General features: G+C 35.6%; 26 protein-coding genes. 3 read left to right on the top strand and 23 right to left on the bottom strand.

Going from position 1 to position 25706, the window contains the following annotated elements:
* Window positions 1-18 precede the first annotated feature (18 nt).
* The 11 genes from FFX44_RS04495 to agaB form a co-directional block, all read right to left on the bottom strand.
* Complete coding sequence (locus FFX44_RS04495; RefSeq protein ID WP_289978325.1) at window positions 19-1470, bottom strand: glycoside hydrolase family 1 protein; 1452 nt, start codon at window positions 1468-1470, stop codon at window positions 19-21.
* Window positions 1471-1604: 134 nt separating this feature from the next.
* Window positions 1605-2519 carry an ROK family protein gene (locus tag FFX44_RS04490; protein ID WP_289978324.1) on the bottom strand — a complete coding sequence of 305 codons (915 nt, stop codon included), beginning with the start codon at window positions 2517-2519 and terminating at the stop codon, window positions 1605-1607.
* Between the two features lie 71 nt (window positions 2520-2590).
* Window positions 2591-3784 (bottom strand): MFS transporter, encoded by a 1194-nt coding sequence (locus FFX44_RS04485; protein WP_289978321.1) that lies wholly within the window; start codon window positions 3782-3784, stop codon window positions 2591-2593.
* A 1-nt stretch (window position 3785) separates the two neighbouring features.
* On the bottom strand, window positions 3786-4697 hold the full coding sequence (locus tag FFX44_RS04480; RefSeq protein WP_289978320.1) for an alpha/beta hydrolase: 912 nt from the start codon (window positions 4695-4697) through the stop codon (window positions 3786-3788).
* Between the two features lie 83 nt (window positions 4698-4780).
* Complete coding sequence (locus tag FFX44_RS04475; protein ID WP_289978319.1) at window positions 4781-5650, bottom strand: AraC family transcriptional regulator; 870 nt, start codon at window positions 5648-5650, stop codon at window positions 4781-4783.
* A 101-nt stretch (window positions 5651-5751) separates the two neighbouring features.
* The gene (locus FFX44_RS04470) at window positions 5752-6678 is read right to left on the bottom strand and encodes a manganese-dependent inorganic pyrophosphatase (RefSeq protein ID WP_289978318.1); all 927 of its coding nucleotides are present in this window, start codon (window positions 6676-6678) and stop codon (window positions 5752-5754) included.
* A gap of 44 nt (window positions 6679-6722) precedes the next feature.
* On the bottom strand, window positions 6723-7691 hold the full coding sequence (locus FFX44_RS04465) for a LysR family transcriptional regulator (protein WP_289978317.1): 969 nt from the start codon (window positions 7689-7691) through the stop codon (window positions 6723-6725).
* A gap of 273 nt (window positions 7692-7964) precedes the next feature.
* Complete coding sequence (locus FFX44_RS04460) at window positions 7965-8390, bottom strand: multidrug transporter (protein WP_289978314.1); 426 nt, start codon at window positions 8388-8390, stop codon at window positions 7965-7967.
* A gap of 2 nt (window positions 8391-8392) precedes the next feature.
* Window positions 8393-9202, bottom strand: coding sequence for a PTS galactosamine transporter subunit IID (gene agaD / locus FFX44_RS04455; RefSeq protein WP_289978310.1), 810 nt, complete (start codon window positions 9200-9202; stop codon window positions 8393-8395).
* Window positions 9192-10001: a PTS galactosamine transporter subunit IIC gene (gene agaC, locus FFX44_RS04450; protein ID WP_289978307.1), complete on the bottom strand. Its 810-nt coding sequence runs from the start codon at window positions 9999-10001 to the stop codon at window positions 9192-9194. The genes agaD and agaC overlap by 11 nt, the downstream gene beginning before the upstream one ends.
* Window positions 10002-10484, bottom strand: coding sequence for a PTS galactosamine transporter subunit IIB (gene agaB, locus FFX44_RS04445; RefSeq protein ID WP_289978304.1), 483 nt, complete (start codon window positions 10482-10484; stop codon window positions 10002-10004).
* A gap of 626 nt (window positions 10485-11110) precedes the next feature.
* Between agaB and FFX44_RS04440 the strand changes: the two genes are divergently transcribed.
* Window positions 11111-11704 (top strand): DJ-1/PfpI family protein, encoded by a 594-nt coding sequence (locus tag FFX44_RS04440; RefSeq protein WP_289978302.1) that lies wholly within the window; start codon window positions 11111-11113, stop codon window positions 11702-11704.
* Window positions 11705-12030: 326 nt separating this feature from the next.
* Here the strand turns inward: FFX44_RS04440 and pflA are convergent, their stop codons facing one another.
* The 8 genes from pflA to FFX44_RS04400 all read right to left on the bottom strand — a co-directional run bounded on the left by pflA (window position 12031) and on the right by FFX44_RS04400 (window position 19164).
* Window positions 12031-12828: a pyruvate formate-lyase-activating protein gene (pflA, locus tag FFX44_RS04435; protein WP_289978301.1), complete on the bottom strand. Its 798-nt coding sequence runs from the start codon at window positions 12826-12828 to the stop codon at window positions 12031-12033.
* Between the two features lie 123 nt (window positions 12829-12951).
* The gene (gene pflB / locus FFX44_RS04430; RefSeq protein WP_289978300.1) at window positions 12952-15210 is read right to left on the bottom strand and encodes a formate C-acetyltransferase; all 2259 of its coding nucleotides are present in this window, start codon (window positions 15208-15210) and stop codon (window positions 12952-12954) included.
* A gap of 391 nt (window positions 15211-15601) precedes the next feature.
* Window positions 15602-15757: a hypothetical protein gene (locus FFX44_RS04425; protein ID WP_289978299.1), complete on the bottom strand. Its 156-nt coding sequence runs from the start codon at window positions 15755-15757 to the stop codon at window positions 15602-15604.
* Window positions 15758-15780: 23 nt separating this feature from the next.
* The gene (locus FFX44_RS04420; protein WP_289978296.1) at window positions 15781-16617 is read right to left on the bottom strand and encodes a mannose/fructose/sorbose PTS transporter subunit IID; all 837 of its coding nucleotides are present in this window, start codon (window positions 16615-16617) and stop codon (window positions 15781-15783) included.
* Window positions 16618-16624: 7 nt separating this feature from the next.
* Window positions 16625-17446, bottom strand: coding sequence for a PTS mannose/fructose/sorbose transporter subunit IIC (locus tag FFX44_RS04415; RefSeq protein WP_354669248.1), 822 nt, complete (start codon window positions 17444-17446; stop codon window positions 16625-16627).
* Window positions 17446-17937, bottom strand: a complete 492-nt coding sequence (locus tag FFX44_RS04410; protein ID WP_289978289.1) for a mannose/fructose/sorbose PTS transporter subunit IIB — start codon at window positions 17935-17937, stop codon at window positions 17446-17448. Before FFX44_RS04410 ends, FFX44_RS04415 begins: the two co-directional genes overlap by 1 nt.
* Complete coding sequence (locus FFX44_RS04405; protein WP_289978287.1) at window positions 17937-18353, bottom strand: PTS sugar transporter subunit IIA; 417 nt, start codon at window positions 18351-18353, stop codon at window positions 17937-17939. Before FFX44_RS04405 ends, FFX44_RS04410 begins: the two co-directional genes overlap by 1 nt.
* A 13-nt stretch (window positions 18354-18366) precedes the next feature.
* Complete coding sequence (locus FFX44_RS04400) at window positions 18367-19164, bottom strand: SDR family oxidoreductase (protein WP_289978286.1); 798 nt, start codon at window positions 19162-19164, stop codon at window positions 18367-18369.
* A 174-nt stretch (window positions 19165-19338) separates the two neighbouring features.
* On the opposite strand from FFX44_RS04400, the gene FFX44_RS04395 reads away from it, so the two are divergent.
* Window positions 19339-20316 carry a sugar-binding domain-containing protein gene (locus FFX44_RS04395; protein WP_289978285.1) on the top strand — a complete coding sequence of 326 codons (978 nt, stop codon included), beginning with the start codon at window positions 19339-19341 and terminating at the stop codon, window positions 20314-20316.
* 111 nt (window positions 20317-20427) lie between these two features.
* Entirely contained in the window at window positions 20428-21666 is a 1239-nt protein-coding gene (locus tag FFX44_RS04390; RefSeq protein ID WP_289978284.1) for a zinc-binding dehydrogenase, read from the top strand.
* A 202-nt stretch (window positions 21667-21868) separates the two neighbouring features.
* On the opposite strand, the gene FFX44_RS04385 is transcribed toward FFX44_RS04390, so the two are convergent.
* The 4 genes from FFX44_RS04385 to rfbC form a co-directional block, all read right to left on the bottom strand.
* Window positions 21869-23056 carry an MFS transporter gene (locus FFX44_RS04385; protein WP_289978282.1) on the bottom strand — a complete coding sequence of 396 codons (1188 nt, stop codon included), beginning with the start codon at window positions 23054-23056 and terminating at the stop codon, window positions 21869-21871.
* Between the two features lie 159 nt (window positions 23057-23215).
* Window positions 23216-24058 (bottom strand): dTDP-4-dehydrorhamnose reductase, encoded by an 843-nt coding sequence (rfbD, locus tag FFX44_RS04380; RefSeq protein WP_289978279.1) that lies wholly within the window; start codon window positions 24056-24058, stop codon window positions 23216-23218.
* Between the two features lie 24 nt (window positions 24059-24082).
* Complete coding sequence (rfbB, locus tag FFX44_RS04375) at window positions 24083-25111, bottom strand: dTDP-glucose 4,6-dehydratase (RefSeq protein WP_289978275.1); 1029 nt, start codon at window positions 25109-25111, stop codon at window positions 24083-24085.
* Between the two features lie 11 nt (window positions 25112-25122).
* Window positions 25123-25704, bottom strand: coding sequence for a dTDP-4-dehydrorhamnose 3,5-epimerase (gene rfbC / locus FFX44_RS04370; RefSeq protein ID WP_289978272.1), 582 nt, complete (start codon window positions 25702-25704; stop codon window positions 25123-25125).
* Between the last annotated feature and the right edge of the window lie 2 nt (window positions 25705-25706).

Below are 25706 nucleotides of genomic sequence, written 5' to 3'. Positions count from 1 at the left end.
TGCTTTTTGCTCCATCTTCTACAAATCTTCACCATTACTTTCGATGACTTTTTTGTACCAATAAAATGAATCTTTACGTGACCTATCGAGTGTCCCATTCCCTTCATCATCCAAATCGACGTAAATGAAACCATAACGCTTGCTCATCTCACCAGTTGATGCACTAACCAAATCAATACATCCCCATGGTGTATATCCCAGCAAGTCAACTCCATCAGTGATTGCTCCTTGCATTGCTTCAATGTGTTGCTTCAAGTAATCGATTCGATAATCATCGTGAATTGCTCCACTTTCTGCTACAGTATCTATAGCACCCAAACCATTTTCAACAATAAACAATGGTTTTTGATAACGATCATATAATTCGTTAAGTGCAATTTGCAACCCCTTAGGATCAATCTGCCATCCCCAATCACTGCTCTTCAAGAATGGATTGGCTACTCCACCAATTAAGTTACCAGAAACTCCTTCATGATCCTCACGAGTTACATCGGTTACCATTGACATATAGTAACTGAACCCAATATAGTCAACAGTATTTTGTGCTAATAATTCTAAGTCATTATCTGTAATCTCCAATAATGCTGGATTTACATTATGTTCTTTCAACATTCGTGCTGTAGATTGCGAGTACTCACCTCTCACCTGAACATCTGCACAAAAGAAGTTGAAGTCTTGCATCTGTTTCAAGTTAGCATATTGATTTACCGGATTAGAATCATACGCATAGCTTGTTGCATATAAAATCATACAACCAATCTGGAGCTGTTCATCAAGTTCATGACCTATTTTAACCGCTAGTGCACTGGCAACAAATTGATTATGCCAAGATTGGACAACATTGGTAAAATCATTCGCCCCATTACTTGGAACAAGCCCTTGACTCATTACTGGAAAATGAAATGCTGAATTGATTTCATTAAATGTCATCCAGTAATGTACTTTGGAATGATAGCGTTCTAAGACCACTCGAGCAAAGTGTTCATAAAACTTAATTAATCCTCGATTTTTCCATCCACCATAATTTTTTGCAAGACTCAACGGCATTTCATAATGAGAGATTGTGATTACTGGCTCAATATCATACTTTAGACATTCATCAATCAATTGGTCATAGAATTCCAGACCTGCTTCATTAGGAGTCTCCTCATCACCTTGAGGGAATATTCGTGCCCAAGCGATTGAAAAGCGATAACATTTAAATCCCATCTCTGCAAACAACTTAATATCTTCCTTAAAACGATCATAATGGTCTATTCCTTTATGATTAGGATATGTGTATTGCTCATCTTCAAGTTGCCAGTCAAATTTTTGGCTGCTTGCAATTGAAAAACGCTTTTTCCCACCTGGCAATGCATCTGCAATTGATGGTCCCTTACCGTCTTTATCCCATGCTCCTTCGAGCTGATTGGCGGCTGTCGCACCACCCCAAAGAAAACCATCTGGGAACTTTTCTTTAATATCAAACATCTTTTACCTCCTTCATAATTCTAAACGATTTCCAATCTTCTACATTGAGCAGCAATCAATGGTACTGCTTTCATTTGCTGTTATCACAATACTTACCACAAATTACTTTATCTATAGCTTACCATATTCTTTATTTAGAATTCCGAGCTATTATCAATTTTTTGTAACAATCCGTATAGTGCCCCATAAAGATTAGCACTGTTCTCAAACTTGGCTTTTTGTATATGCGGCCTAGTTAAAGTGTCATTTAATAATGGCAATTTATTCAGTATTTCATCATACTCTTCATTAATAGTTTTAATAAGAATTGATTGGCTGCTTATCCCACCACCAATTACAAAATTTGTTAAATCAACAACTGTTTGAACATTTATGATTAACAACGCAATTTTTTTACAATATTCTCTAAAAATTTTAACTACTTCAGAATTTCCCTTATTTATCAGCGTAAACACTACTCGCCCATCTTTTTTATTTGTTAAATTTTCTGCTACTGCAATTTTTTCTATCATCTTTACAGCAGATAAATTCGTTCCAACCAATTCTTCATAACCTACACTATTAAAATTACTCATCATAAAACTTAGTTCACCAGCTTGAAAATGACTTCCTGGTAATAGTCTCCCATTGATAATTATTCCGCCACCAACACCTGTTCCTAATATTATTGCTGCTGCGTCATCTATATCTTTGAGATTTCCTAGCCACATTTCTGCAAGAGCAGCTGCTTTTCCATCATTTTCCACACCAACAGGTATCACACCAACTTCTTCGTGAATAAACTTCTCAAAATTAAATCCATTTAAAAAGGGCAATGATCCTCCAAAATATATGATACCTTGTTTCGAATCAACTTTGCCGGGGACGCTGAAAGCAAGCCCATACACCTTTTCTTTATACATAGAAATAATTCCTATTAAAGATTGCTTGAATTCCTCTAAATTCTGTGGAGTATCCACTGTACCTTTTTCAATAAGATTACCAGAATGATCAATTAGTCCATACTTTATTGCAGTTCCACCAATATCAATACTAAGATAGTTGCGCATTTTTTCTCTCCTCTTTCTCAAATATTTTTATCTTCATTACTCTAGTTTAATCTTGAAAAATAAGAAAATATTCAATTAGAGTTCTTTTGCTGCCTATGGACCCCAACATAATGCATTAATGCAAAGATAAATATTAGTGCAAATGCACCCGCACTCAAAATCATGATATCACGTGCAGAACTCATGCCAAATACACTTTCAATGGCACTAATAACCGTTGGTGAAATGAAACAGCCAATGTTGACAAGAACCAGTACAATTGTTGTTCCTAAATTAATTGAATTCCATGGTGCTGCCCAATCTAACCAAGTGTACATATATGGAACACCTATACCGAATCCAAAACCGAGTATAATTACAGCAATGAATAATAATGCAAAATTATGAGACATGGCTATTAACAAAAAACCAAATGCAACAAGAGCAAAACCTAGTGGAAAAACTTTATCATGCAGCTTTTTAAAGAAAAACCCAAAACTTGCACCTATAGGAATTCCTACCAATGTTGATATTCCTGCAATTAAAGCCGCAGTACTAGATGTTCCGATTTTTTCACTAACAATGAAACCTGGCAAGGCAAAAGAGACTGGCATATAAAACATAAAGATTAAAAACATTAATAATGAAATCAGAACTACTCTCCCATTTATACTTTGTTTCTCTGCAACATCTTTCTTTGTTCTAGCTACGTTATTCTTATTCTTTGAAAGTGGTACAAATAAAATAAACAATATCAGTGATGGTAATACTAAAAAATAAATTGCAAAGGCAGCATGCCAGCTGATAGTAACTAAATAACTGAGAAGAAATGATGCAAGTGCTGCACCAACACTCCCCATTACATTTTGATAACCAATCATTACTGCCAATTCTTCTTCATCATTTTTGTAGAACTCAGGAATAAGACTAACTGCTAAAGAATTAAAAAGTCCTATACCTAAACCTAATAATAATCTTGAAGTTAAAATTGCCACATATTCATCTGAATACATTGGAAATGTTCCTGCAACTAGTGTGATTAGCAAACCAATTATAATTGTTGGTTTAGCACTTATAAATCGTACTATAAAGGGACTAATCAACAGACCAATCACTATTCCAAAATTAGGAATGGTCGCCAAAGTATCAACTCCGGCCGAACTAACTCCTGGAAACGCGTGATACATCAACGGTAGGGCAGAAGAAATCTGTGGAGCTATCATTAAAAACAGCGAAATAGACAACAGTGAAACTTTGAAACCTAATTTATCTTTGACATTCTTCATATTATTCCCTCCCGCTCAACGGTAATTCGATAATAAATTTCTTAAAAAAGTTAATCTCATCATCATTAGCTTGCCTTGCAACTTCATCTTTTTGATTGATTAAGAATACATGCGCTCTGGGATTATTCTGATCACCGTATTCCTTAAAAACATGTTCCACCCCAAGTGCTGTCAAAAAGTTATCAAATTTGATTGATAATCCTCTGATAAAATCCTCATTCGCGGTTGAAATATAGGTTGGTAAAAAAGAATTAGTAATATATTTTTCTGTATCTAACATATCTAGTTTGTCTTTGACTACCTCCTCTGTAAAATATCCTGCCGTTGCACCATTTATCACTCCGGGATCTAATACAAAAGTAGCAGCGCTATTCAAAGCAAGTGCTCTAAATTTTAAATCTGTCAATCTATACCCAAATTTTTTTCGATAGTCCTCATTTTTTATAATTGCAATGTATTGTTCGGCCATCTGACCACCAGCACTATCTCCCATCAAGAAAACATTACTTTTATCCAGTCCATATTCATCTGCGTGTTCAGCAATCCAATGAATATAGCGATTCACATCATTCAGTTCTGCTGGAAAAACAACATCAGGAGCCAAACGATAATTAGGATTAACAAAGGCAAAACCTCTTTGAGCCATCCCGAGACCATAAAACTGATAGGTTTCTTTTGTACCATAACACCATCCGCCTCCATGAATATTAATGATAACTGGTATTTTACCAGTAACATTTTGTGGTATATAAATATCTAGCAGATTCCACTTTGAATCAGGTCCATAAACAATGTTATCTATCCGTGTTACTCCGTCAATTTCTTTGGGTAATCCAGCATCCCGTTCATCATCTCCTTTTTTCCAATCCAACCTGATTTGCTTGATTATATCTAAAGCGCTTTTCTTTGACATACTTTGTTCCTCCTTTTTTGGTTGCGCTTTCATTTTAAAATATAATTATGCTTTCAGATAGCTCTATCTAGTCTTAATAATTGTCATTTATTATCCTCTTTATAAATCATGTGTGCATCCTTTCCATATATCCGTACAAATGCTTTGTTCATTGCTCTAGTTGTTGAAAAACCATTTTTACTTGCAATTTGCGTTAAATTTCCTGTCTTTCCGAGAATATCATAATAAGCTTTTTGAACCCTAACATTTGTAATATATTGTCCTACTGTCAAGTTCATATATTTCTTAAAAAATTTTGTTAAGTACTCCTTTGATACATTAACCTTAGACACAATATCATCTAGGCTTATTTTTTTATAGTAATTTTCATTAACAAATTTTGTGATTATTTGAATTCTATTTACAACAAAATCTTTTGTACCATACATTTTATTGTATTCACTCTTTGATTTAGTAAAGTATTGGACAAGCGGCTGCAAAATTTCAATACTAATTGCCTCTAATTTTAAATTTTTATAGCCATCATCACTTTTCATTATTTGATACATTTTAAACAAACTGGTTTGTAATTTAATATAAGCTTCACTTTTAATTGAATTAAATCTCTCTGTATTGTTAATATCAATAAACTGATTCTCAATCCACGGATATAGTCTGTTAACAAATGAGTATGGAAAAATAATTGAGATTGCTTCACTTTCACTCCCTTTTCTTGCATAAACACTGTGTACCTCTTGCGAATTAATAACTAATATTTTACCGCCACTCGTTTTAAAATGCGTTTGATTTATAACAAAATCGTCCACTATTCCAAAAACAGTGTATGATACTTCAATGCCCTGGTGCCAATGTGGAGCAATATAAGTCACATTTTTTTCATTATGTAAGTATATCCAGACTGACAAAGGATTGGTTGGTTTAATAATCTCGTGGGTAAACGAAGAATCAATCATTTAACACAACTCCTTCACAATTAAATTTTTTTAATATAAAAAAAGCAAAAATAATCATCACAATTATCCTTGCATTTAATTTATTAGACTTTAACAATTAATTAAAATGCTTTTTCCAGTGGAGGCACAACTTGTTTCTTACGTGAAACAACACCTGGAAGATCTACCTTGTCATCTACCAACTTAACGGCAAAAGCATTTTCAACAACATCCTTTGGTTCACCGACAACGAGTAAACGTGTATCGCTGTTGAGGATATTTGTAACCATCAGTAAGAACAAATCATATCCTTCGGCTTTGCTTTCTTCCTCAATTGCACTACGCAAAGCAGCTTCGCGTGCAAAAACTTCGGTCAGATCAACAGTATTTATTTGGTCGATGCGAACAGTCTTACCGCCCATTTCAAATGACTTAGCATCTGCATCGATTAATTCTTTCTCAGACTTACTGCCTAGGTTAGTCCCCGCCTTTAGCATTTCTAGACCATATGTCTCATAATCAACATCCGCAATCTTAGCCAATTCCTTAACTGCTGCTTCATCAGCTGGTGTAGTTGTAGGTGACTTGAATAATAAGGTATCTGAAATAATCGCAGACAGCATCAACCCAGCTAATTTGGCAGGTATTTTCACATTATTTTGCTTGAATAACTTTAAAATAATTGTGCTTGTGCAGCCAACTGATTCAGCATAATAATATAGTGGAGCAGCTGTTTCAAAGTTAGCAATGCGATGATGGTCAACAACATGTGTGACTGTTACATCTTTAATATCGGCAATACTTTGTTGGGCCTCATTATGGTCAACAAGCATTACAGCATCAACTTCTTTGCTAGCCTCTGTTACCACGCGTGGTGCCTCTGTAGCAAAATGTGCTAACACAAATTTTGTTTCTTCATTAGGTGTTCCCAATGCAACAGCTTCTGCATCTATATCTGAGTCAAGTTGATTTTGCAGGTATGCAAAAGCTTTAGCAGCAACGATTGCATCTGTATCTGGACTTTTGTGGCCAAAAACAAGTTCTTTCATCAAAAAAATCTCCATTCTTACTTAATTTAATTCTCTAATCTGATTTAACCTTGATTGCTTATTTCTGTCAAGCGTGAAATATAATTTTTTTGGCTCAAAAAATCATCAAAACTTGCTAGAAAACTCGCAATTCGTGGAATTTGATCTTTGTCCTTGCGAAAAACAAACGATAAATCAAAAGTAATTTCTGGATCAAAATGAGCCTCACTTAATTTCTTCTCATTTTCATTTTGATGCGAAATCACAAATGATGTCGGTAACGCTGTGTTAACACCTGTTGCTTGTGCAAACTCAAAGATTTGTTCTGGAGTTGCAAAATGAGCAACACTGTGCGGTTTATCAACCAATGCATTCTTATATGTCTCAAGTAGCGTCCCATTCAGATAATACTTTGGAGGGTATGTAACCCAATCACGATTCAATGTATCGTGTAATTTGATATGCCGTTTCTTTGAAAACTCGTTTTCACTATGCAAAAAAATTAAATTTTCTTCGATAATCTTCTTCGATTCATAAGGTTTCCAATTCTTAATACTATCATCCGGCAGATACATTACTGCTAGATCAATACTATTACTCTCAAGAAGTTCCCAAATCTCTTTGCGAGTCAACATATGATAAATAATTTTTACATCACTATGCTGCTTATAATATTCAATTGCGAATTGAGTAAAAACATGATCTTCCACTGAAGCTAGAATTCCGACACTGATATCCCCCTGAACAGCACTGGTTGATTGCTGAATCTCATCAGCTGCACGGTTCAATGTTTCATAAATTTGATGGGTCGCATCTAACATTGTATACCCTGCATCTGACAAGTGCAGTTTTTTACCAACGGAATAAAATAATGGTGCTCCAACTGTTCTTTCTAGCTTTTTTATTTGTTGCGTTAATGCAGGTTGAGTAATTCCTAAAATCTGCGCAGCTTGTGTATAGCTCATTGTTTCAGCTAACTGCAGAAAATAGCTGAGCGTCTTTGAAGAAAAAATGTTCTCTTGTTTTGTCTTCATACATTAGTTCCCCTCCATTATTAATCGTTAAATATTATTCGCTGTAGTCTGATAATCCATACGCTTCATATTTAATTTCTATATTAATAATAAACAAAATTCGGGGTACTTACAATAAAAAGTCAATTTTAAATTAAATATTTTTATGGAGAATTATTTTCGTCTTATGTTTGTCTACAAATAATTAGACCAAAGGACTGAGCCGAAGATAACTTTTGACTCAGTCCTTATATTTAAATCTTGTATTATGCAAAACAATGCACTTTGCTACTTCTAAATGCCATCCTCATCAGCTTCATCCAACGTTTGAGTCTCTCTGACACCAAATTCCTGAATTCCAGTTCTTGCAGCCACAATTAAATTCTGTGCAATCTCATGTACATCACTGGCTTGGGTTAAATCGGTTTGCAACCCGACTTCCAACAATGACCCCACATTACATCCTGCAACGACCGCAACTTCATATTTTTCTTTCTTATATACTGCTTGTTTATACGGGGTACCACCAATTAAATCACAGAAGAAAACTGCTTTAGAATCTTTTTTCAGAAATTCTTCAAATTGAGCAGCAAGTTTTTCTTCATTCATATCAGCAGAAAAATCAACATACCTAACATTAGGAATTGAACCTGCAAGCAACTTAACTGTTGATTCAATTCCAGTTCCAAAATTACCATGTCCTGTTACAATAATTTGCATCTTTAAAGAACTCCCATCCATGAAAATAGAATTGCTAAGAAAAATGTTAAAATTATCAATGTAACAGGATTAACATTCTTCTTTTTCAACAGCCAATATAGTAAAAATGTATAGGCTAATGGAAGAATATTTGGAAAAATATTATCGAAGAATTCCTTTTGTATCGAAATTGAGTGGGAGGATGTTACCTGTATCTTGGTAACTACATCAATTTGAACATAAGTTGCAATCAAGCCTCCAATAACCGTACATCCGAGAACACTGGCAGCATGTGCAACAATCGCGGAATTCTCATGTATCTTGGAGATAGCCTTAGTACCCGCTGAATAACCTAAATGAGCGATTGGAATTCTTGCCAAAAACATCGCAACATATACTATGAAAAAGACTAATGGGCCAAGAATACTGCCTTGTTTTGCAAAAGAAGCCGTTACACCAGCAACAATTGGTAAAATCGTATACCAAGTAATCGCATCACCAATTCCAGCAATTGGACCAAACAAGGCCACACGTAAACCATCAATTGTTGAGCGTTCTTCACCATTTTCTTCCAGTGAAGCTTCAAGTCCCATCAACAAAGGAGCAGCATAATTATTAGTATTTATGAACTGTAAATTAGCTTTTACCGCTTCAATGAGTCCTTTTTTATCCGCACCGTATACTTTCTTTAATGATGGAATCATCGCAAAAGTCCAACCATCAGCTTGCATTCGCTGATAATTCATTCCTGACTGGTTAAATAATGATAACAGTCCCAGTTTAGTGATATCTCTTTTACTGAGTTTATTTCTTTCCTTCTTCTCAGATTCCATCTTCTTCACCTCCAACATCTTCAAGCGACTTTTCCATGTTCTTGAATTTCTTGTTTACATCTTGCTCTTTTTTCTCTCTGCCATATTCTATCCAAGCAAGAGAAGCACCAATGATTGCAACAGGCATTAAGTTTCCGAATTTAATGAAGCATGCAGCAGTAAAGCCTAATAATAGATATGGAACATATTTTGCTTTCAACATGCTCTTGAGCAACAAACCAAAACCTACGGCCGGCAAGATACCCCCAGCAATTGTAAATCCGTGACTTAACCAAGTGGGCATTGAGTTAACCAATGTCTTCATTAATCCCTGTGCTCCATACACACTTAAGAATGAGAAGACACTATATGCTAATGCTACTAATACAGTTGGCAAGAGCACAATCATTCCAAATTTACGAAACTCTCCTTTTGCAACATACTCATCAGCCTTCTTCGTAAAAACAGAAAAAATTGAATAACAAAGTAAAATTATATATTGCATTAAAATACTGAATGGCAACGACAAGCCAATTGCCGTTGCTGGGCTGTGTCCTGTAGTATGTGCGATAACAACTGTCATTATTCCTGCCATGATAGGATTTGGCGGCTGAGTCCCCCCAACTGGAGTTAACCCCGCAAATGCAAGTTCAGTTAATCCTCCAGCAATTATACCTAGTTTCAGGTCTCCTATCAGAAATCCTGTAACTGTACATACGATCATAGGTCTAAATATGTAAAAACCCTCTAACCAAAAATCAATTCCGGCGATAATAGCAAAAATTGCTATCAATATCCCCTGTGTTAAAGTAATTGCCATTTAAATCACATCCTTAATTGCAATTTTTCTCTCCTCTGGAACATCCTGAATATAAACATTTACCCCTAAATCAACCAACTTGCTAAATGAATCCTTGTCATTCTGATCAACATAAACCTTCTTTGTAAGCTGTACCTTACCTTCACTGTAATGCATATTACCAACGTTTAAATCGGTAATTGGAACCCCACCTTGCACTAAGTTCAGTGCATCTTGCGGAGTTTTAACAATCAAGAAGATTTTTTGTCTTGGACTAGCTTTTTCAATTGTAGTGGCTGTTTTCTCCAATGACCAAAAACGAATACCTACACCTGAAGTTTCTGCTGTTGCTGACATTAATTCTTGCTGCAATTCACTTTTTGCCGCAGCATCATTTGCTACCAACAAAAGGTTGGCACCAATTGAAGAAGTCCAAACAACACCGACTTGCCCATGTACTAAACGATTATCAATTCTAGTTAAAATAATATTTGGTGTCCCCATTTAAAATTCCCCCTTTTTATCTGATTAGCCTATCATCTATGCAAACCAACTTTAATAGTATCTCGTTTTACTGAAATAGTAAATATTCAGCTAAATACATAGGTGAGTTGCTTATATTAGATGTAAGAAATTGTAACATTGCTTAGCTATATGTAAAGTGGTGTAGACCAATAAGTTATATAAATAACATTTATTGCACTAAAACTTATTTTATTTCTCTAATTACCCATAAATATTTTCTTTACAAACATTTTCAAAGAATTTCAAATATAGTTTTTTAATAATTCAAAACTAGATGAACAACTTTAATTTATAGAATATTTCTTGTAAAAAATCAATCAGTTATGAAACTATATCAAAATAGAATTTATGATTTAGCTTTTCAGGCATGCCCTCAAAGCTCAATATAATATGTCCTTTGCTTCATCTTACTTAGATGTAAGTCGAGAAATACTAATATTTATTGATTTATTAATACTCTATGTTAAAATTTGAATGAACCACTATTGAAGAGCGCTTTACATCGAAACTCTAATAAAGCTAGCTTTAAAATACATATATTCAATTTAATTTTTCCTAATACTTCTTCACTCAAATTATTTTTCACTAACAATATTAACTTGGAGGTGCTCACAATAGATATCAATATTTTACTTTTCAACAACTTCGAACCTCTTGATGTTTTTGGACCGATGGAAGTATTCTTGCATGCACATGGATTTCAGGTAACTTTATTTACACTTGATGAATCTCAAAAAATCAAGAGTTACAATCAAATCCGCTTAGATGTTAAGTCAGTATCTGACATCAATAAAAAAGGTGTATTACTAATTCCAGGTGGACCAGCTACAAGAACCTTAGTAACTGATACTGATTTTCTTAAAAATCTTGAATCATTGGCAGTAGAAGCCACATATTGTCTAACTGTTTGTACAGGCTCTGCTTTACTAGCGGCTACGCATTTCATGAATCATAAAAAAGCAACTTCAAACAAATTAGCTTTTAACTGGGTAAAAAGCATTAATACTCAAGTTAATTGGATTAAAAATGCTCGTTGGATCATTGATGACCATCTTTATTCTTCTTCAGGTGTATCCGCTGGCATTGACATGTCACTGGCATTCTTGTCAAATATCGTCAATGAAGATTTTGCAGATAACATTGCTAAACAGATTGAATATATTCGCGTTAAGAATAATGATAATGATTCGTTTGCATGAGTTCATGCTTACTATTAATTTACCGAATACTATTTTATCTAAATTATATTTTCTTTGCTAATCATACAAAATAAAAATTCTCCGTCTAACCTTGAATTATTCATAACAAAGTCCTCGATATTTTATATTTCATAATGAATTTTCACTATTTAAATATTCTTTAACTACTTTTAGCTTAAAATTGTAGGTATAACTGTATATCAAAAAAGTACCTCCAAAACTTGATTTGTATATCCAAGTTTTGGAGGTACTTCGCTTATGTCATACTCACATCTTTTTCGATTGACCATAAACAATTACATTAAAATCGGCTCAAACTTATACTTTTACTCCAAATATCCTTGATAATCTGCAACATGCAACAGCTTCTCAGCATTTTTTACACGTTCTGGTGTTGGGGGTTCAATACCATCAAGGTCATACTTAATACCCATCTCCTTGTACTTATGGACCCCCATCGTATGATATGGGAGTACCTCCACTTTTTTAACATTGTGTAGCGTTTTAATATAATCGCCCAACTGTGCTAAATAATTATCATAATCGGTTCTCTCAGGAATCAGAACATGACGTATCCAAACCGGTTTATCAATCTCTGATAAGTATTGACACATATCTAAGATATTCTCATTCCTAAATCCTGTAAGTTTACGATGTTCGTCAGAATTGATATGCTTGATATCCATCAATAAGATATCCGTAACTTTCATTAACTCATTGAAGTTGTCAAACCATGGCTGGCGCCTAGTAAATGGTTGTCCACACGTATCTAGACAAGTGTTAATACCCAATTTCTTGCATTTAGTAAATAGTTCCAAAGCGAATTCTGTCTGAAGCATTATTTCGCCGCCACTAAGTGTAATTCCACCCTTTTCACCCCAAAATTGTCGATATGGAAGTGCCATCTTAAGGATTTCATCTGTTGTCATCTCACCCCCAACATTCTTACGCCATGTATCAGGATTATGGCAGAATTGACAACGCATATTACATCCCTGCATAAAGACAACAAAGCGAATACCTGGTCCATCAACTGCACCAAAACTTTCAGTTGAGTGTACATACCCAATTATTTTACCATCACGCATTGGAACTTTGCGTTCATGCATTTGCCTTTGTACCATCTATCTTACCTCCTCTTACTGCCTAGAAAGACAAAAGGATTGTGGCACCGCACCCGCCCAATCCTTTGATCTCATCACATTCAAGTGCTGAATTTATCTATTTAAAAGCTTTCACTACTTGCATTACATACTTTGATGGAAAGTTCTTGAAATAACATCATCTTGTTGTTCTTTAGTTAAATCTGCAAAGTATACACAGTAACCAGAAACACGAATTGTCAATGTTGGATACTCCTCAGGATGAGCTTGAGCATCAAGCAATGTCTCACGTTTGAAGACATTGATATTCAAATGATGTCCGTTGTTCTTCATATATCCATTAATCATATTAACTAAAGCATCTTTTTGCAGCTCTTCATCATGACCTAACGTTGTTGGTGTTACAGCAAAGGTATTTGAAATGCCATCTGTTGCATATTGATAAGGAAGCTTAGCTACTGACAATAATGAAGCTAATGCTCCACTTTCTTCTGCCCCATATGCTGGATTAGCACCAGGAGCAAACGGATCACCCTTTTGACGTCCATCAGGTGTTGTCCCTGTATTCTTACCATAAACAACATTTGATGTGATTGTCAAAACAGAAGTTGACAACTTTGAACCACGATATAGGTGATGCTTATTCATCTTCGTGTAAAGTGATTTAACCAGCCAAACTGCAATTTCATCAGCACGATCGTCATTATTGCCATAACGTGGAAAATCATTGTCTGCTTTAAAATCAACTGCAATTCCATCTTCATCACGAATAACTTTCACATGACCATACTTGATTGCCGAGATTGAATCTGCTGCAACAGATAAGCCAGAGATACCAGTTGCAAAAGTCCGATCTAGATTTGTATCTTTGAGTGCAAGTTGAGCTGATTCATAGTAGTACTTATCATGCATGTAATGAATTGTATTTAATGCATTGACATAAACATCAGCTAACCAATCAAGCATTGAATCAAATTTTTTCATAAATTCATCATATTCAATATATTCAGATGAAATTGGCTCGTAGGCAGGCCCAACCTGTGCCTTACCAATCTCATCTTTACCACCATTAATTGTGTAAAGAACTGTTTTAGCAAGGTTTGCACGTGCTCCAAAATATTGAATTCCATTTGCCACAGGTTGTGCTGATACACAACAAGCAATTGCGTAGTAGTCAGTGCCCCATTGTTTACGCATTAAATCATCATTCTCATATTGAATGGTTGAACTCTCAACTGAAACTTCAGCTGAATAATGTTTGAATGTATCTGGTAATTTTTGTGACCATAACAACGTAATATTAGGTTCAGGAGCAGCGCCCATGTTCTTCAAAGTATTGAGGAATCTAAAGGCCGTCTTTGTAACATGATGTTCCCCGTCAATTCCCATCCCTGCTAATGATAACGTTGCCCAGATTGGGTTACCAGAGAATAATGAATTATATTCAGGTGTACGAATAAAGGAAACCATTCGTAGCTTCATTGTGAATTGGTCAATTAACTCCTGTGCTTCTTTTTCATTCAAAATACCGCGTTCAATATCACGTTCAACAAAAATATCAATGAAAGTATCAACTCTACCGATTGACATTGCTGCACCATTTTGTTGTTTAATAGCCGCTAAATAACCAAAATAAAGCCACTGGATTGCCTCTTGAGCTGTCGTTGCAGGTTCAGAAATATCGTAGCCATATGATGCTGCCATATCCTTAATCTGGTTGAGTGCTCGAATCTGTTCTGAGATTTCTTCTCTCATTTGGATGACACTATCTGTCATTTCACCATCACCATAGTTGTCCAAGTCATCTAGTTTAGATGCAACTAAGTAATCAATTCCATAAAGTGCAATTCTAGGAAAATCACCAACTATTCTGCCACGACCATATGCGTCAGGAAGACCAGTTACAATCTTGTAGTGACGTGCTCTCTTAACATCTGGAGTATAGGCATCAAAAACACCTTGATTATGTGTCTTTGATAATTCAGTAAAGAAATGTTCCATCTCTGGATCAAGCTTTAAGCCATAAGACTCAAGTGCATCTTTTGCCATACGAATCCCACCATAAGGCATCAACGCTTTCTTCATCGGTTTATCTGTCTGGAGTCCCACAATTTTCTCAAGGTTTTTATCAAGGTAACCTGGGCCATGCGAAGTAATTGTCGAAACGACCTTTGTATCTGCATCAAGCACCCCGCCAGCAGCACGTTCTTCAAGCTTTAAAGCAACTAAACGATCATTAAGTGCCTTTGTTGCAGGTGTTGCATCTTCAAGAAATGACTCATCACCATTGTATTGTTTAAAGTTTTGCTGGATAAAATCACGAATATCAGTCTCTGACTGCCAATTTCCACCATTAAATCCTTCCCATGCCTTTGGTTCTACTCTCTTCTCAAGTTGTTTCATTATCAAATGCCTCCTTATGAAGTCAAATACAGTTATAATGCAAACGCTTTCTACATTTGAATAATAGCACCTTTTCACTTTCTAAGCAATAGTTTTCACAAATTACAAAAAACATTTTATTATTAAGGTTTTAGAACAGCTATTAGGTGGTGTAAAACATTTTTTTAAATTGTGTTCTATTACACATATGATTATATATCAGACACCCACTGTTCTAAAAATTAATTGTAATAAAATACCCCATAACTTAGATAATAGTCCAGATTATAGGGTACACTATAAAAGTTTTTTTGGGGGGTCACTATGTTTTGCCAGCCCTCTATTTGTTATGAATAAATGTATTTTATAAAATCTATATAAGTTGGGATGATAACTAGAACATAAACACCAATCACAATAAGGTCATCAAAATTAGAATTCCTGCAACGATATATACATATTTCATATGATTATTATTTCTTTTATTTTTGTTTTCCTTAAAATATGCTAAAACACCAGCTAAAGTCAAAAGAATTCCAACTATAAAAACTAAAAAATTACTATTCATGTTAATCACATCCTAAACTAAATTCATTTTAAGATTCCAAAACCGTATCCAATAATTCCAACTGCAAATAATGCAAAAATCAAAATAATTGGATTTACCTTTTTTCTTAATAAATACATCATTAAAACTGTTAATCCTAGCGCTGGCAAACCAGGACAGAGTTCATCTAATATATTTTGCAATGTTGTGATCGTTGTTTTTCCAGCTACTGTCGTTTTTGAAATTACTAATGGAATATTGATAGTCGTCCATTTATTTACCAAGACTCCCATAATGAATAGGCCAAGAACAGATGCACCCTCAGTTAATTTTGGTAACAAGTTTCCTGAAATATCTTTTACTAGCCCTAATCCACGATTCAATCCAATTTGAAGGCCATACCACTTCAATGAAAGCCTGACACCATTAAATGCCAAGAAGAAGATTAATGGACCAAACCACGAACCCGATAGCGCTAAAGACGCACCCAACGCTGCTAAAATAGGTCGTAAAGTTCCCCACATTAATGGATCTCCTACACCTGCTAATGGTCCCATTAACCCGACTTTCAAACTTTGAATCGTACTTTCGTCAATATCTTCTCCACTTGCTTTTCCTTTTTCTAAAGCCATTGTCACACCAACGATAGGTCCGCATACCGCTGGTGTTGTATTGAAGAATACTAAATGCCGCTTGAGTGCCTTGACCTGTTCATCCTTTGTCTTATAAACTCTCCTGATTGTTGGAATCATGTCAACACAAAATGCCAGACCATGAATTGTCTCATAATTAAAAGATGCTTGTTGAAAATTCTCAAAAATAAACGTTTGCATGATATCTTTTTTTGTTAAGTCTGTTTTTTCATCTTTCACCGTAGTCATCCCCTTCCTAGTCCTCCAACTCATCATCTGCTAATTCAGATTCTTGGTTAAGATTCTTACTTCCATTCGCATTGTTTTTTAAATTTGGCAGTGAAAACTTTGGATTCAATTGGACATAAATTATTGCAAATACCAGCCCAACAACACCAAATGCTAATAGACTCAGCTTCAAGTATCCTCCTAAAACAAAACCTAAATAGAAGAATGGCATCAGATATTTTACACTCATCATGTTAAGAATCATTGCATAACCTACAACCACAATGAAGCCACCCGCAACGGTCAAACCGCCGGTAACAACTGCCGGTAAAGCATTCAACATCGTTTTTACCATGTCTGGGCTCACAAATATTGCAACTATAGTGGTTGGAATTGATACCCTTAAAGCCTGAACAAATAATGCAGAGAAATGCAGTGCAATGATCTTATTAAACTTTGCCTCTTCAGCCATCTTAACGGCTGCATGTTGAAAAATAACGGTAATTGTTCTGGCAAAAACAGTTAATACTTGACCTGCGGCAGCTACGGGCAATGCAATTGCAATCCCCTTTTGAATATCTTGCCCGCCGATAATTACTAAAATAGTAGCAATTGTACTGGCAAGTGCTGAATCTGGGGACTGTGCTGCCCCGATATTCATCCAGCCTAATGCAATCAGTTCAAGTGTCCCACCTAGGATTAAGCCCTTTGCTGGATCACCTAAAATAATTCCCATGACACTACAAGCTATTAAGGGTCTGTGTGTTTGAAATTCATCCAAAACACTGCCTGCTCCCGTAATAGATGACCATATAAAGACCAATATGATTTGTATAACAGACATAAATATCACTCCTTAAATTTTTCTGCAATTTTGTCCATGAAATTTGTATGCGGATCTGATTCAACGACCTGCAAATCTAAATGCACACCCAGACTATCCAGTTCTTTGAATGCCGCAACATCTGCACTATCAACAGAAATAGATTTAGTGACTTGCGTTTTCCCTTCTCTAAACTGCATTCCACCAATATTCAAATTATTTAAAGAAACTCCTCCTTTGACCAAGTTCAAAACTTCGCTCGGTTTTGTGAATAGATAGAATACTTTTTCATCTGCATATTTAGGATTGTTGTAAACTGCTATTGCTTTTGCGACGTTTACAATATTGACTTTCATCCCTGGTGGACACGCTTGCTTTAATAAAGTCTTACGAATGTCATCTTGATACACATCTGCATCAACGATAATAATCCTGTCAGCTTTTGACTTTTTTGACCATACCGTTGTCACTTGTCCATGAATAAGTCGATCATCTATCCTCGCCAATGTTATTATCATTAGAATTCCTCCTCATCTTGTTCCGTTAAAGACCTACTCAATACCTTTGTGTAGTCTTTACTATTTTGTAAGATCAGATTTACCAGCTCCTTTACGCTCATTGTCTTTTTATTCATTGCAACTTCTAGACATATTGGAAGTGACATCCCTGAAATAACATCAGTAATTTTGTTTTCCAGAGACCTTGTTGCGACTGCGTTATATGGTGTACCCGAATAGAGATCAGCAATTGCTAAAATTTCTTCATTCTTATCAAACTTTTCCAATAAATCATCAATTTTAGCTTTCAAACTATCTAAACCTTCATTTGGTAAAAAAGTTATTGGATAAAAATCTTCAGTTTCTCCAACTATCATCTCAACAGCTTTTTGCATACTAATTGCTGTATTATAATGACCAATTAAAATAACTTTCATGGTCTTCCTCCTTCTACCCTCTTGATTTTCCACCGGCTACGTTGACTGTTACACCAGTGATATAACTTGCCTTGTCAGACAGTAAGAACGCTACAAAGGTTGCAACTTCACCCAATTTTCCACTTCGACCCAGTGGTGTTGTACTTGTACTTTGATAGCCTTCTCTCAATTTTTCAACAGTAATTCCGCGTGTATATGCCAATGCTTTTTCATAACCTTCAGTGCGCAGACCTGTTGCCTCCATAATTCCTGGGGCGACCCCAACAACTCGAACATTGTATTTTCCAAGTTCCTTTGCCCATGAACGGCTTAACCCATTTATCGCCGCTTTTGTTCCTGCATAAATACCTTGCCCTTGGGAGCCTTCCAAGCTTGCTTCAGAGGACATGTTAATTATCACTCCACTTTTTTTCTTGGCTAGTACTCGTGCGACTGCTTGCGACATGAGTAAAACACTTTTTACATTAATTGAAAAAATCTTATTGAATGTCTCTTCATTTAACTCATATTCTCCCTTAGGATCGTCTAAATCCACCAAGAGTTTTGGTAAATTTATTCCTGCGTTATTAATGACACCATCGATATCTTTAAAAGTATCCAGTGTTTCTTTAACTGTATTTTCTATCTGTGCCAAAGATGTCACATCAGTTTTTATAAAATGAAGATTATCATGCACATAATCCATATTTTTTAAATCTGCATTCACCACTTTTGCTCCATCATTGAGTAATTCTTTCACTATTGCTTTCCCAATCCCAGATGATCCTCCAGTTACAATATAAACTTTATCTTTCAAATTCAACCAATCCATAATATTAAATCCTCCTTCTATCATTTGTGAAAAAACTGTTTTTTGACTTGTTGGAAGTCATAATAATTTTCTAATTCCTTTACAACCAATATCTTAAGACCGCCTCTAAAATATGTAAACGCTTTTTTAAATTACTCACATTTGTGATAAAATGTTCAAAAGGAGTGATTTATAATGACATATTCAGATAAAAAACAAATCGAACGGTTGCTCAGAATCTCTAATCTGTACTACAACCAAGGACTTTCACAAAAAAATATTTCCGATCTTTTGCATATTCATAGGACAGAAATAAGCCGACTACTAAAGAGAGCTAAAGATATGGGTATCGTAAAAGTTACAATTAATAATCCGTTAGAAAGGGAAACAGTCGAATTGGAAGACTTTTTATGCCAAAACTTTCATTTAAAAAAAGCCATTGTCTCATCCACAGAAAAAAACAGTTCGTATAATGACGACCTAGAAAGCGTATCAATATCTGCAAATAATCTTATAAATGAACTAATCAAAAACGGTAGTGTTATCGGACTTTCCTGGGGTGAAACATTAAAAAACACTGTTTCGAATTTTTCACTTGAAAAACAAGTTTCAAATGTTTCAGTTGTCCCTCTGATTGGAAGTCCCATGGGACAACTTGATATTTCATGTCAGGCAAACCATTTAGTACATCAGATGTGCGAAAAAATTCCACAATCCACCATGTTTTACTTAGATTCTCCTGTTTTTATTAATTCAGAATCAGCAATGAGAGAGATTTTAGCAACAGCAACAAATCGTAATTCAGTTCAGATGTGGGATAAAGTTGACATTGCATTGGTTGGGATAGGTAGTGCAAAAATGACAGATAACTATAATTGGCGCGAATTCTACAAAAGAAATGGTTCTGGAAAAATATATCAAAAATCAATGGTGGGAGATGTTCTCTCACAATCCTTTTCAATCAATGGTGATGAGTGCCAGGAAATTTATCCAAACCTTGTTGGGGCGAGTTTGTCAAAATTACGAAAGATAAAAAATGTTGTGGGCATAGCTGCTGGAGAGAAAAAAGTTGAGGCTCTAATTGGTTGTTTGAATGCACAGCTGCTTGACTATCTTGTAACAACTGACGAGGTCGCAAAAATAATTAAAAAAATAGTTTTATCACAAATGTGAGTTTTAATATTATTTAATAATAGCCCTGAAATTTAGTGATATCATGATTTTGTTGGAAGCTATATTATAATAACTTCTTTATTTCACAAAAATGAAGGGTGGAATACAAATATGAAAAGCATTGGACTTAGATTATACGGAAAAGAAGATTTAAGGATTGAAGAATTCGAATTACCGGCTATCACTGAAGATGAAATCTTGGCAACGGTCGTAAGTGATACTATGTGTATGTCTTCATGGAAATTAGTCAAGGAGGGGGAAAATCACAAAAAGACTCCGAATAACCTTGCTAAGAACCCAGTTTTGATTGGCCATGAATTTTCTGGCAAAATATTGAAGGTCGGTAAAAATTTACAGCAGAAATTCAGTGCAGGTGAAGACTATGTTGTCCAGCCAAACCTAGCACGCGATGATACTCCCTTTGTTCCAGGATATTCATATCCATATATTGGCGGGGATGCAACCGTTGTCGTAATTCCTAAAGAAGTAATGGATTTGAATTGCCTGATTACTTTCCATGGACAGGCATACTATGAAGGTTCCTTGTGTGAACCTTTAAGTTGTGTAATCGCTGCGTTTGATGCACAATTCCATTTGATTCCACATACTTACAACCACAAAATGGGAATTAAAGAACGTGGAAATATGTTGATGCTTGGTGGCACCGGTCCAATGGGGCTACTTGCTATCGATTACGCAATTCATTCAGATATCAAACCAAAAACTTTAGTAATAACTGATATTAATCAAGAAAAATTAGATCGTGCTAAACACTTGTACCCTTCAGATGAAGTCGAAATGATTTTTTTGAACGTAAACAATTTATCTATCAGTGAACAACAAGAGTTATTATCTTCAGCAGTTAATGGGGCTGGCTACGATGATGTCTTCTCAATGATCAGCGTCTCTCCAATTGTTACTCTAGCAGGCAAATTATTGGCTCCAGACGGTTGCTTGAATCAATTTGCTGGCCCGATGAACAAGGACTTTAATGCAACACTGAATTTTTATGATGTTCACTACAACTTCACACATGTTACAGGAACATCTGGAGGAAATGCAGAAAATGAAGCAAAGGCTGCTCAAATAATAGCCAGTGGAAAATTAGATGTTGCAAAAGTAATCACACATGTTTTAGGACTCGACTCTGCTGCTGAGACAACTTTGGCACAGCCAGATATTGGCGGCGGGAAAAAGCTTACCTATCCCGGAAAAAAATTCGACAGAATTGAACTGGCCAAAGTTGATTCAAATTCTGAACTTGGTAAAATTTTAGTTAAACATGGTGGAATTTGGTCTCCAGAAGCAGAACAATGGATTCTTTCAAATATGCCTGACATTTCCATCTAAAATGCTATAAAACAAACAATATCTTTTTTTACTGGGAACTGGATCAAAAGTCAAACTTTGTCCAATCCCAGTATTTATTTTAGAAAAATATTTTCCATTAAATTAAACTTCTCCGTCCGATTGTAAATTTAAAATAAAAAAACGAGGAGCTATAATGCGCTGATATACGCATCTATAACTTCTCGTTTCATTTTTATATTTGTTATTTATTTATTGCCTGGATAATATTCTTACTACACACTAGTACACCCATTACAATTCCTATAATTCCAAATGCAATTGCAAAACCAACCTGATCAATCATCCATCCAACAACTGGAAATAGAACGATCATAAACGCTGAAAAAATTACACTTGCAACACTCAACAACGTTGCTCTCTGTTTTGACTCAATTAATTTGTTATAGTAATTACTAAACAATGGACCAACGATCGCACTTAATGCCTTGAGGAGCATGAATAATAAAAGCATAATTATCCCATTTCTAAAAAAGATTAATGGAATCAACCCAAGGATTGGTACTATTAGAAAACGTAGAATATTAAGCTGGCTAAAACGATTTGTAATCCTTGGCGTTACACTAATAGCGAGTACAGCTATAACTGAAGAAATGACCATAATTCCAGAAATCATGACTCCAGAAAAATTATTACTCTTCATAACAGATTGGTAGTAATAATAGTAACTTGTACAAATCAAATCAATCATAGCCTGATAGATCATCAAGTTACGCAAGAACTTCTCTTTCTTCAAAATGCGCCACGAAGACCTAATCAATTCACTAATTGTCAGTTCTGCTTCTTTCTCAGTATCGATTTGAATCTGTGCAGTTTTCAGTGGCTCTTTCAAAAACAACACTGAAATAAGTGCCAAGAATCCAACCAAAATCGCAATTACATAGGTTAGTTCAAAATGCCAATGTACAAGGAACCCTGCGATAACAACACCTATTGTATCTGCAACTTCAAAAATAATCTCTGTTTTACTAATAATCTTTGGAAAATCCGAAGTTTGCTTGCTCTCAATTAGTGAATCATACATCATCGCATCAATCGTTCCTGATTGCAGGTTATACGAAAATGCACTTAATATAAAACTAAATGCAAAAAGCCAAAATGATTGTGCAAGTAGCATTATCACAGCTGATAGAATTGACATGAGCCTACCTGCAATTAGGACTGTTTTGTAAGAAAAGCGATCAGCTAGTAGTCCACTTGGCACTTCGAACAAAAAACTTCCAATGTGAAAAATACTTTCACATAATCCGACTTCAAACAATGTCAGCCCTGCATGTTGCAGATAAATTACCCAAAGTCCGGTTACTCCAAAGAAAGAAAAAAAGCTGTAATAGTAACTATATTTGATATTTTTATGATATTTAATTTTCAATTTTTACACTCCAATGATTTAGAAGATTATTAAAACCTTCTCTTTTTTATATTCATTAGAGTGTTACAACATATGTGATATACTTTTTCTTTGCTAACCAGTCATGCATTTTTTATTCACCTACCAAAAAGGAGCGCTAAGTCACTCTTTTGAATCTTTTTATTTATCAACACTTTGTAGCATTCTAGCAAGTGCTTCTTGCCATGTTGGAATTTCAAATCCTGTAGCTTTTGCCTTGCTCAAATCCATAATCGAATGAGCAGGTCTCGTTGCCTTTTGTGGAAATTGTACACTTGTTAGTGGCTCCACTTCAACTTTGTCATTCTTTAAGATTTCACTTGCAAAATCATACCACGTGCAGGCATTATCGTTTGAGAGGTGATAAACCCCGTAATCAGCGTGATTTTCAACTGCATACGTCATAAACTCCGCAAGTGTTCTCGTCCAAGTAGGTCTTCCAAATTGATCAGCTACAACTGTTATCTTTGGATGCTGCTTTGCAAGTCGCTGCATCGTAAAAACAAAATTCTTGCCATATTTGCCAAATACCCATGATGTTCTGATAATATAGTATTTACTTGCAAAATTTTGAATTGCTTTCTCACCAGCAAGTTTTGCCTTGCCATACTCATTCAACGGGTTAGTTTGTGCGTCAACCTTATATTCACCAGCAGTTAAATTACCATCAAAAACATAATCGGTACTAATGTATATAATAGTCGCCGCAACCTTTGCAGCCGCCTTAGCAATATTTTCAGTACCAATTTTATTAACCAAGTAATTTAATTCTTTGCCCTCATCTTCAGCGGCATCTACCGCTGTATAAGCCGCACAATGATAAATTACTGTAGGCCTAAGTTTCTGAACATATTGCAAGACACTCTGCTCATCAGTAATATTCAATTCTTTCGAACTCGGTGCAAGATACTCGACTTTCTTTTCATCAAACAAGTGCCGTAATTCCGAACCAAGTTGTCCACTTCCACCTGTAACTAGTATCACTTTGTCACCTTCTCAATCAGCATGTTATTGACCATTCTTTGCGTAGTTTGCCTCAACTTTTGCCTTCACTGACTTCCACCAATCTTCATTTTCCGTGTACCACTTGATTGTCTCGGCTAATCCTTCACGAAAATCTGTGAACTGTGGCTTCCATCCTAATTCTGTCCGTAATTTTGTTGAATCAATCGCGTAACGCAAATCATGCCCAGGACGATCTGCTACGTGTTCATAGTCATCTTTTGCGTGCCCCATCAATTCAAGAATCATTTCCATGACAGCCTTATTATCTTGTTCACCATCTGCACCAATCAGATAAGTCTCACCGATTTTCCCTTTTGTCAGGATTGTCCAGACTGCCGATGAATGGTCATTCGTATGAATCCAGTCACGGACATTCTTGCCAGTTCCATATAATTTGGGCTTGATTCCACTCAAAACATTAGTAATCTGGCGCGGGATGAATTTCTCAATGTACTGATATGGGCCGTAGTTATTCGAGCAATTTGAGATCGTTGCTTGTAATCCAAATGATCTGACCCAAGCTCTGACCAATAAATCTGAGCCTGCTTTAGTTGAGGAATAAGGACTTGATGGCCGATATGGCATCTCTGGTGTGAACTTCTCACCAATACCTTCTCCATGACCTGGTAAGTCTGCACGTAACGGAAGATCACCATAGACTTCATCCGTTGAAACATGATGGTAACGGACATGATACTTACGACAAGCTTCAATCAATGTATATGTTCCAATCAAATTGGTCTGAATAAATGGTGTGGGATCCTTCAACGAATTATCGTTATGCGATTCAGCTGCATAATGCACCACTGCGTCTGCTTTTTGAACCAATGAGTTAACCAATGGTGCATCTACGATATCTCCCACAACTAATTCAACACGCTCAGCTGGTAATCCAGCCAGATTTTCCCGATTGCCTGCATACGTCAGCTTATCTAAAACTGTCACATGTATATCTGGATGGTTATCAACAACGTAATGTACAAAGTTAGAACCAATAAAACCTGCTCCACCTGTCACAATAATATTTTTCATGACCAATCCCCCTATATCTCGCCGTAGACAAACGGATTATTTGCTTCAAATTCCTTGAATGTTGGGTGTTTCTTATCTTTTTCTGAGAGAATGGCATTTTCAAGATCAATTGGCCAGTTAATTGCCAAGGTTGGATCGTCAAAAGCAATTCCACCATCTGCTTGTGCATTATAATAGTTATCACACTTGTATAAGAAATTAACGTTATCCGTCAATGTTACAAATCCATGTGCAAAGCCACGAGGCACAAGTAACTGACGATGATTACTCTCCGAAAGAATATAACCTTCCGATTCGCCATAAGTTGGACTGCCCTTGCGAACATCAACAATCACATCAAGTACCGCACCTGTGACAACCCGTATTAACTTCGTTTGAGCAGCTTTACCACGTTGAAAATGCAAACCACGCAAGACACCAGCTTGACTTGACAATGAGTGATTATCTTGAATAAAGTTGAAGTCTATCCCTGCAGCTTTGAAGTCTTCATCTGAATAACTTTCAGTAAAGAATCCTCGGTTATCACCAAACACCGCTGGTTCAATTATTTTGACATCTTGTAACTTTGTTTCTGTAATCTTAAGTCTTCCCATTT

Source organism: Lactobacillus sp. UCMA15818 (assembly GCF_030400225.1).
Taxonomy (GTDB): domain Bacteria; phylum Bacillota; class Bacilli; order Lactobacillales; family Lactobacillaceae; genus Liquorilactobacillus.
The sequence above is the reverse complement of the archived record's forward strand: the minus strand, read 5'-3'. Positions and strand labels throughout refer to the sequence as shown.

Excerpts from the sequence above, each read along its gene's own strand:
- FFX44_RS04495 (WP_289978325.1), bottom strand. The coding sequence starts at position 1,470 with ATGTTTGATATTAAAGAAAAGTTCCCAGATGGTTTTCTTTGGGGTGGT.
- FFX44_RS04490 (WP_289978324.1), bottom strand. The coding sequence starts at position 2,519 with ATGCGCAACTATCTTAGTATTGATATTGGTGGAACTGCAATAAAGTAT.
- FFX44_RS04485 (WP_289978321.1), bottom strand. The coding sequence starts at position 3,784 with ATGAAGAATGTCAAAGATAAATTAGGTTTCAAAGTTTCACTGTTGTCT.
- FFX44_RS04480 (WP_289978320.1), bottom strand. The coding sequence starts at position 4,697 with ATGTCAAAGAAAAGCGCTTTAGATATAATCAAGCAAATCAGGTTGGAT.
- FFX44_RS04475 (WP_289978319.1), bottom strand. The coding sequence starts at position 5,650 with ATGATTGATTCTTCGTTTACCCACGAGATTATTAAACCAACCAATCCT.
- FFX44_RS04470 (WP_289978318.1), bottom strand. The coding sequence starts at position 6,678 with ATGAAAGAACTTGTTTTTGGCCACAAAAGTCCAGATACAGATGCAATC.
- FFX44_RS04465 (WP_289978317.1), bottom strand. The coding sequence starts at position 7,691 with ATGAAGACAAAACAAGAGAACATTTTTTCTTCAAAGACGCTCAGCTAT.
- FFX44_RS04460 (WP_289978314.1), bottom strand. The coding sequence starts at position 8,390 with ATGCAAATTATTGTAACAGGACATGGTAATTTTGGAACTGGAATTGAA.
- agaD (WP_289978310.1), bottom strand. The coding sequence starts at position 9,202 with ATGGAATCTGAGAAGAAGGAAAGAAATAAACTCAGTAAAAGAGATATC.
- agaC (WP_289978307.1), bottom strand. The coding sequence starts at position 10,001 with ATGGCAATTACTTTAACACAGGGGATATTGATAGCAATTTTTGCTATT.
- agaB (WP_289978304.1), bottom strand. The coding sequence starts at position 10,484 with ATGGGGACACCAAATATTATTTTAACTAGAATTGATAATCGTTTAGTA.
- pflA (WP_289978301.1), bottom strand. The coding sequence starts at position 12,828 with ATGGTACAAAGGCAAATGCATGAACGCAAAGTTCCAATGCGTGATGGT.
- pflB (WP_289978300.1), bottom strand. The coding sequence starts at position 15,210 with ATGAAACAACTTGAGAAGAGAGTAGAACCAAAGGCATGGGAAGGATTT.
- FFX44_RS04425 (WP_289978299.1), bottom strand. The coding sequence starts at position 15,757 with ATGAATAGTAATTTTTTAGTTTTTATAGTTGGAATTCTTTTGACTTTA.
- FFX44_RS04420 (WP_289978296.1), bottom strand. The coding sequence starts at position 16,617 with ATGACTACGGTGAAAGATGAAAAAACAGACTTAACAAAAAAAGATATC.
- FFX44_RS04410 (WP_289978289.1), bottom strand. The coding sequence starts at position 17,937 with ATGATAATAACATTGGCGAGGATAGATGATCGACTTATTCATGGACAA.
- FFX44_RS04405 (WP_289978287.1), bottom strand. The coding sequence starts at position 18,353 with ATGAAAGTTATTTTAATTGGTCATTATAATACAGCAATTAGTATGCAA.
- FFX44_RS04400 (WP_289978286.1), bottom strand. The coding sequence starts at position 19,164 with ATGGATTGGTTGAATTTGAAAGATAAAGTTTATATTGTAACTGGAGGA.
- FFX44_RS04395 (WP_289978285.1), top strand. The coding sequence starts at position 19,339 with ATGACATATTCAGATAAAAAACAAATCGAACGGTTGCTCAGAATCTCT.
- FFX44_RS04390 (WP_289978284.1), top strand. The coding sequence starts at position 20,428 with ATGAAAAGCATTGGACTTAGATTATACGGAAAAGAAGATTTAAGGATT.
- rfbB (WP_289978275.1), bottom strand. The coding sequence starts at position 25,111 with ATGAAAAATATTATTGTGACAGGTGGAGCAGGTTTTATTGGTTCTAAC.
- rfbC (WP_289978272.1), bottom strand. The coding sequence starts at position 25,704 with ATGGGAAGACTTAAGATTACAGAAACAAAGTTACAAGATGTCAAAATA.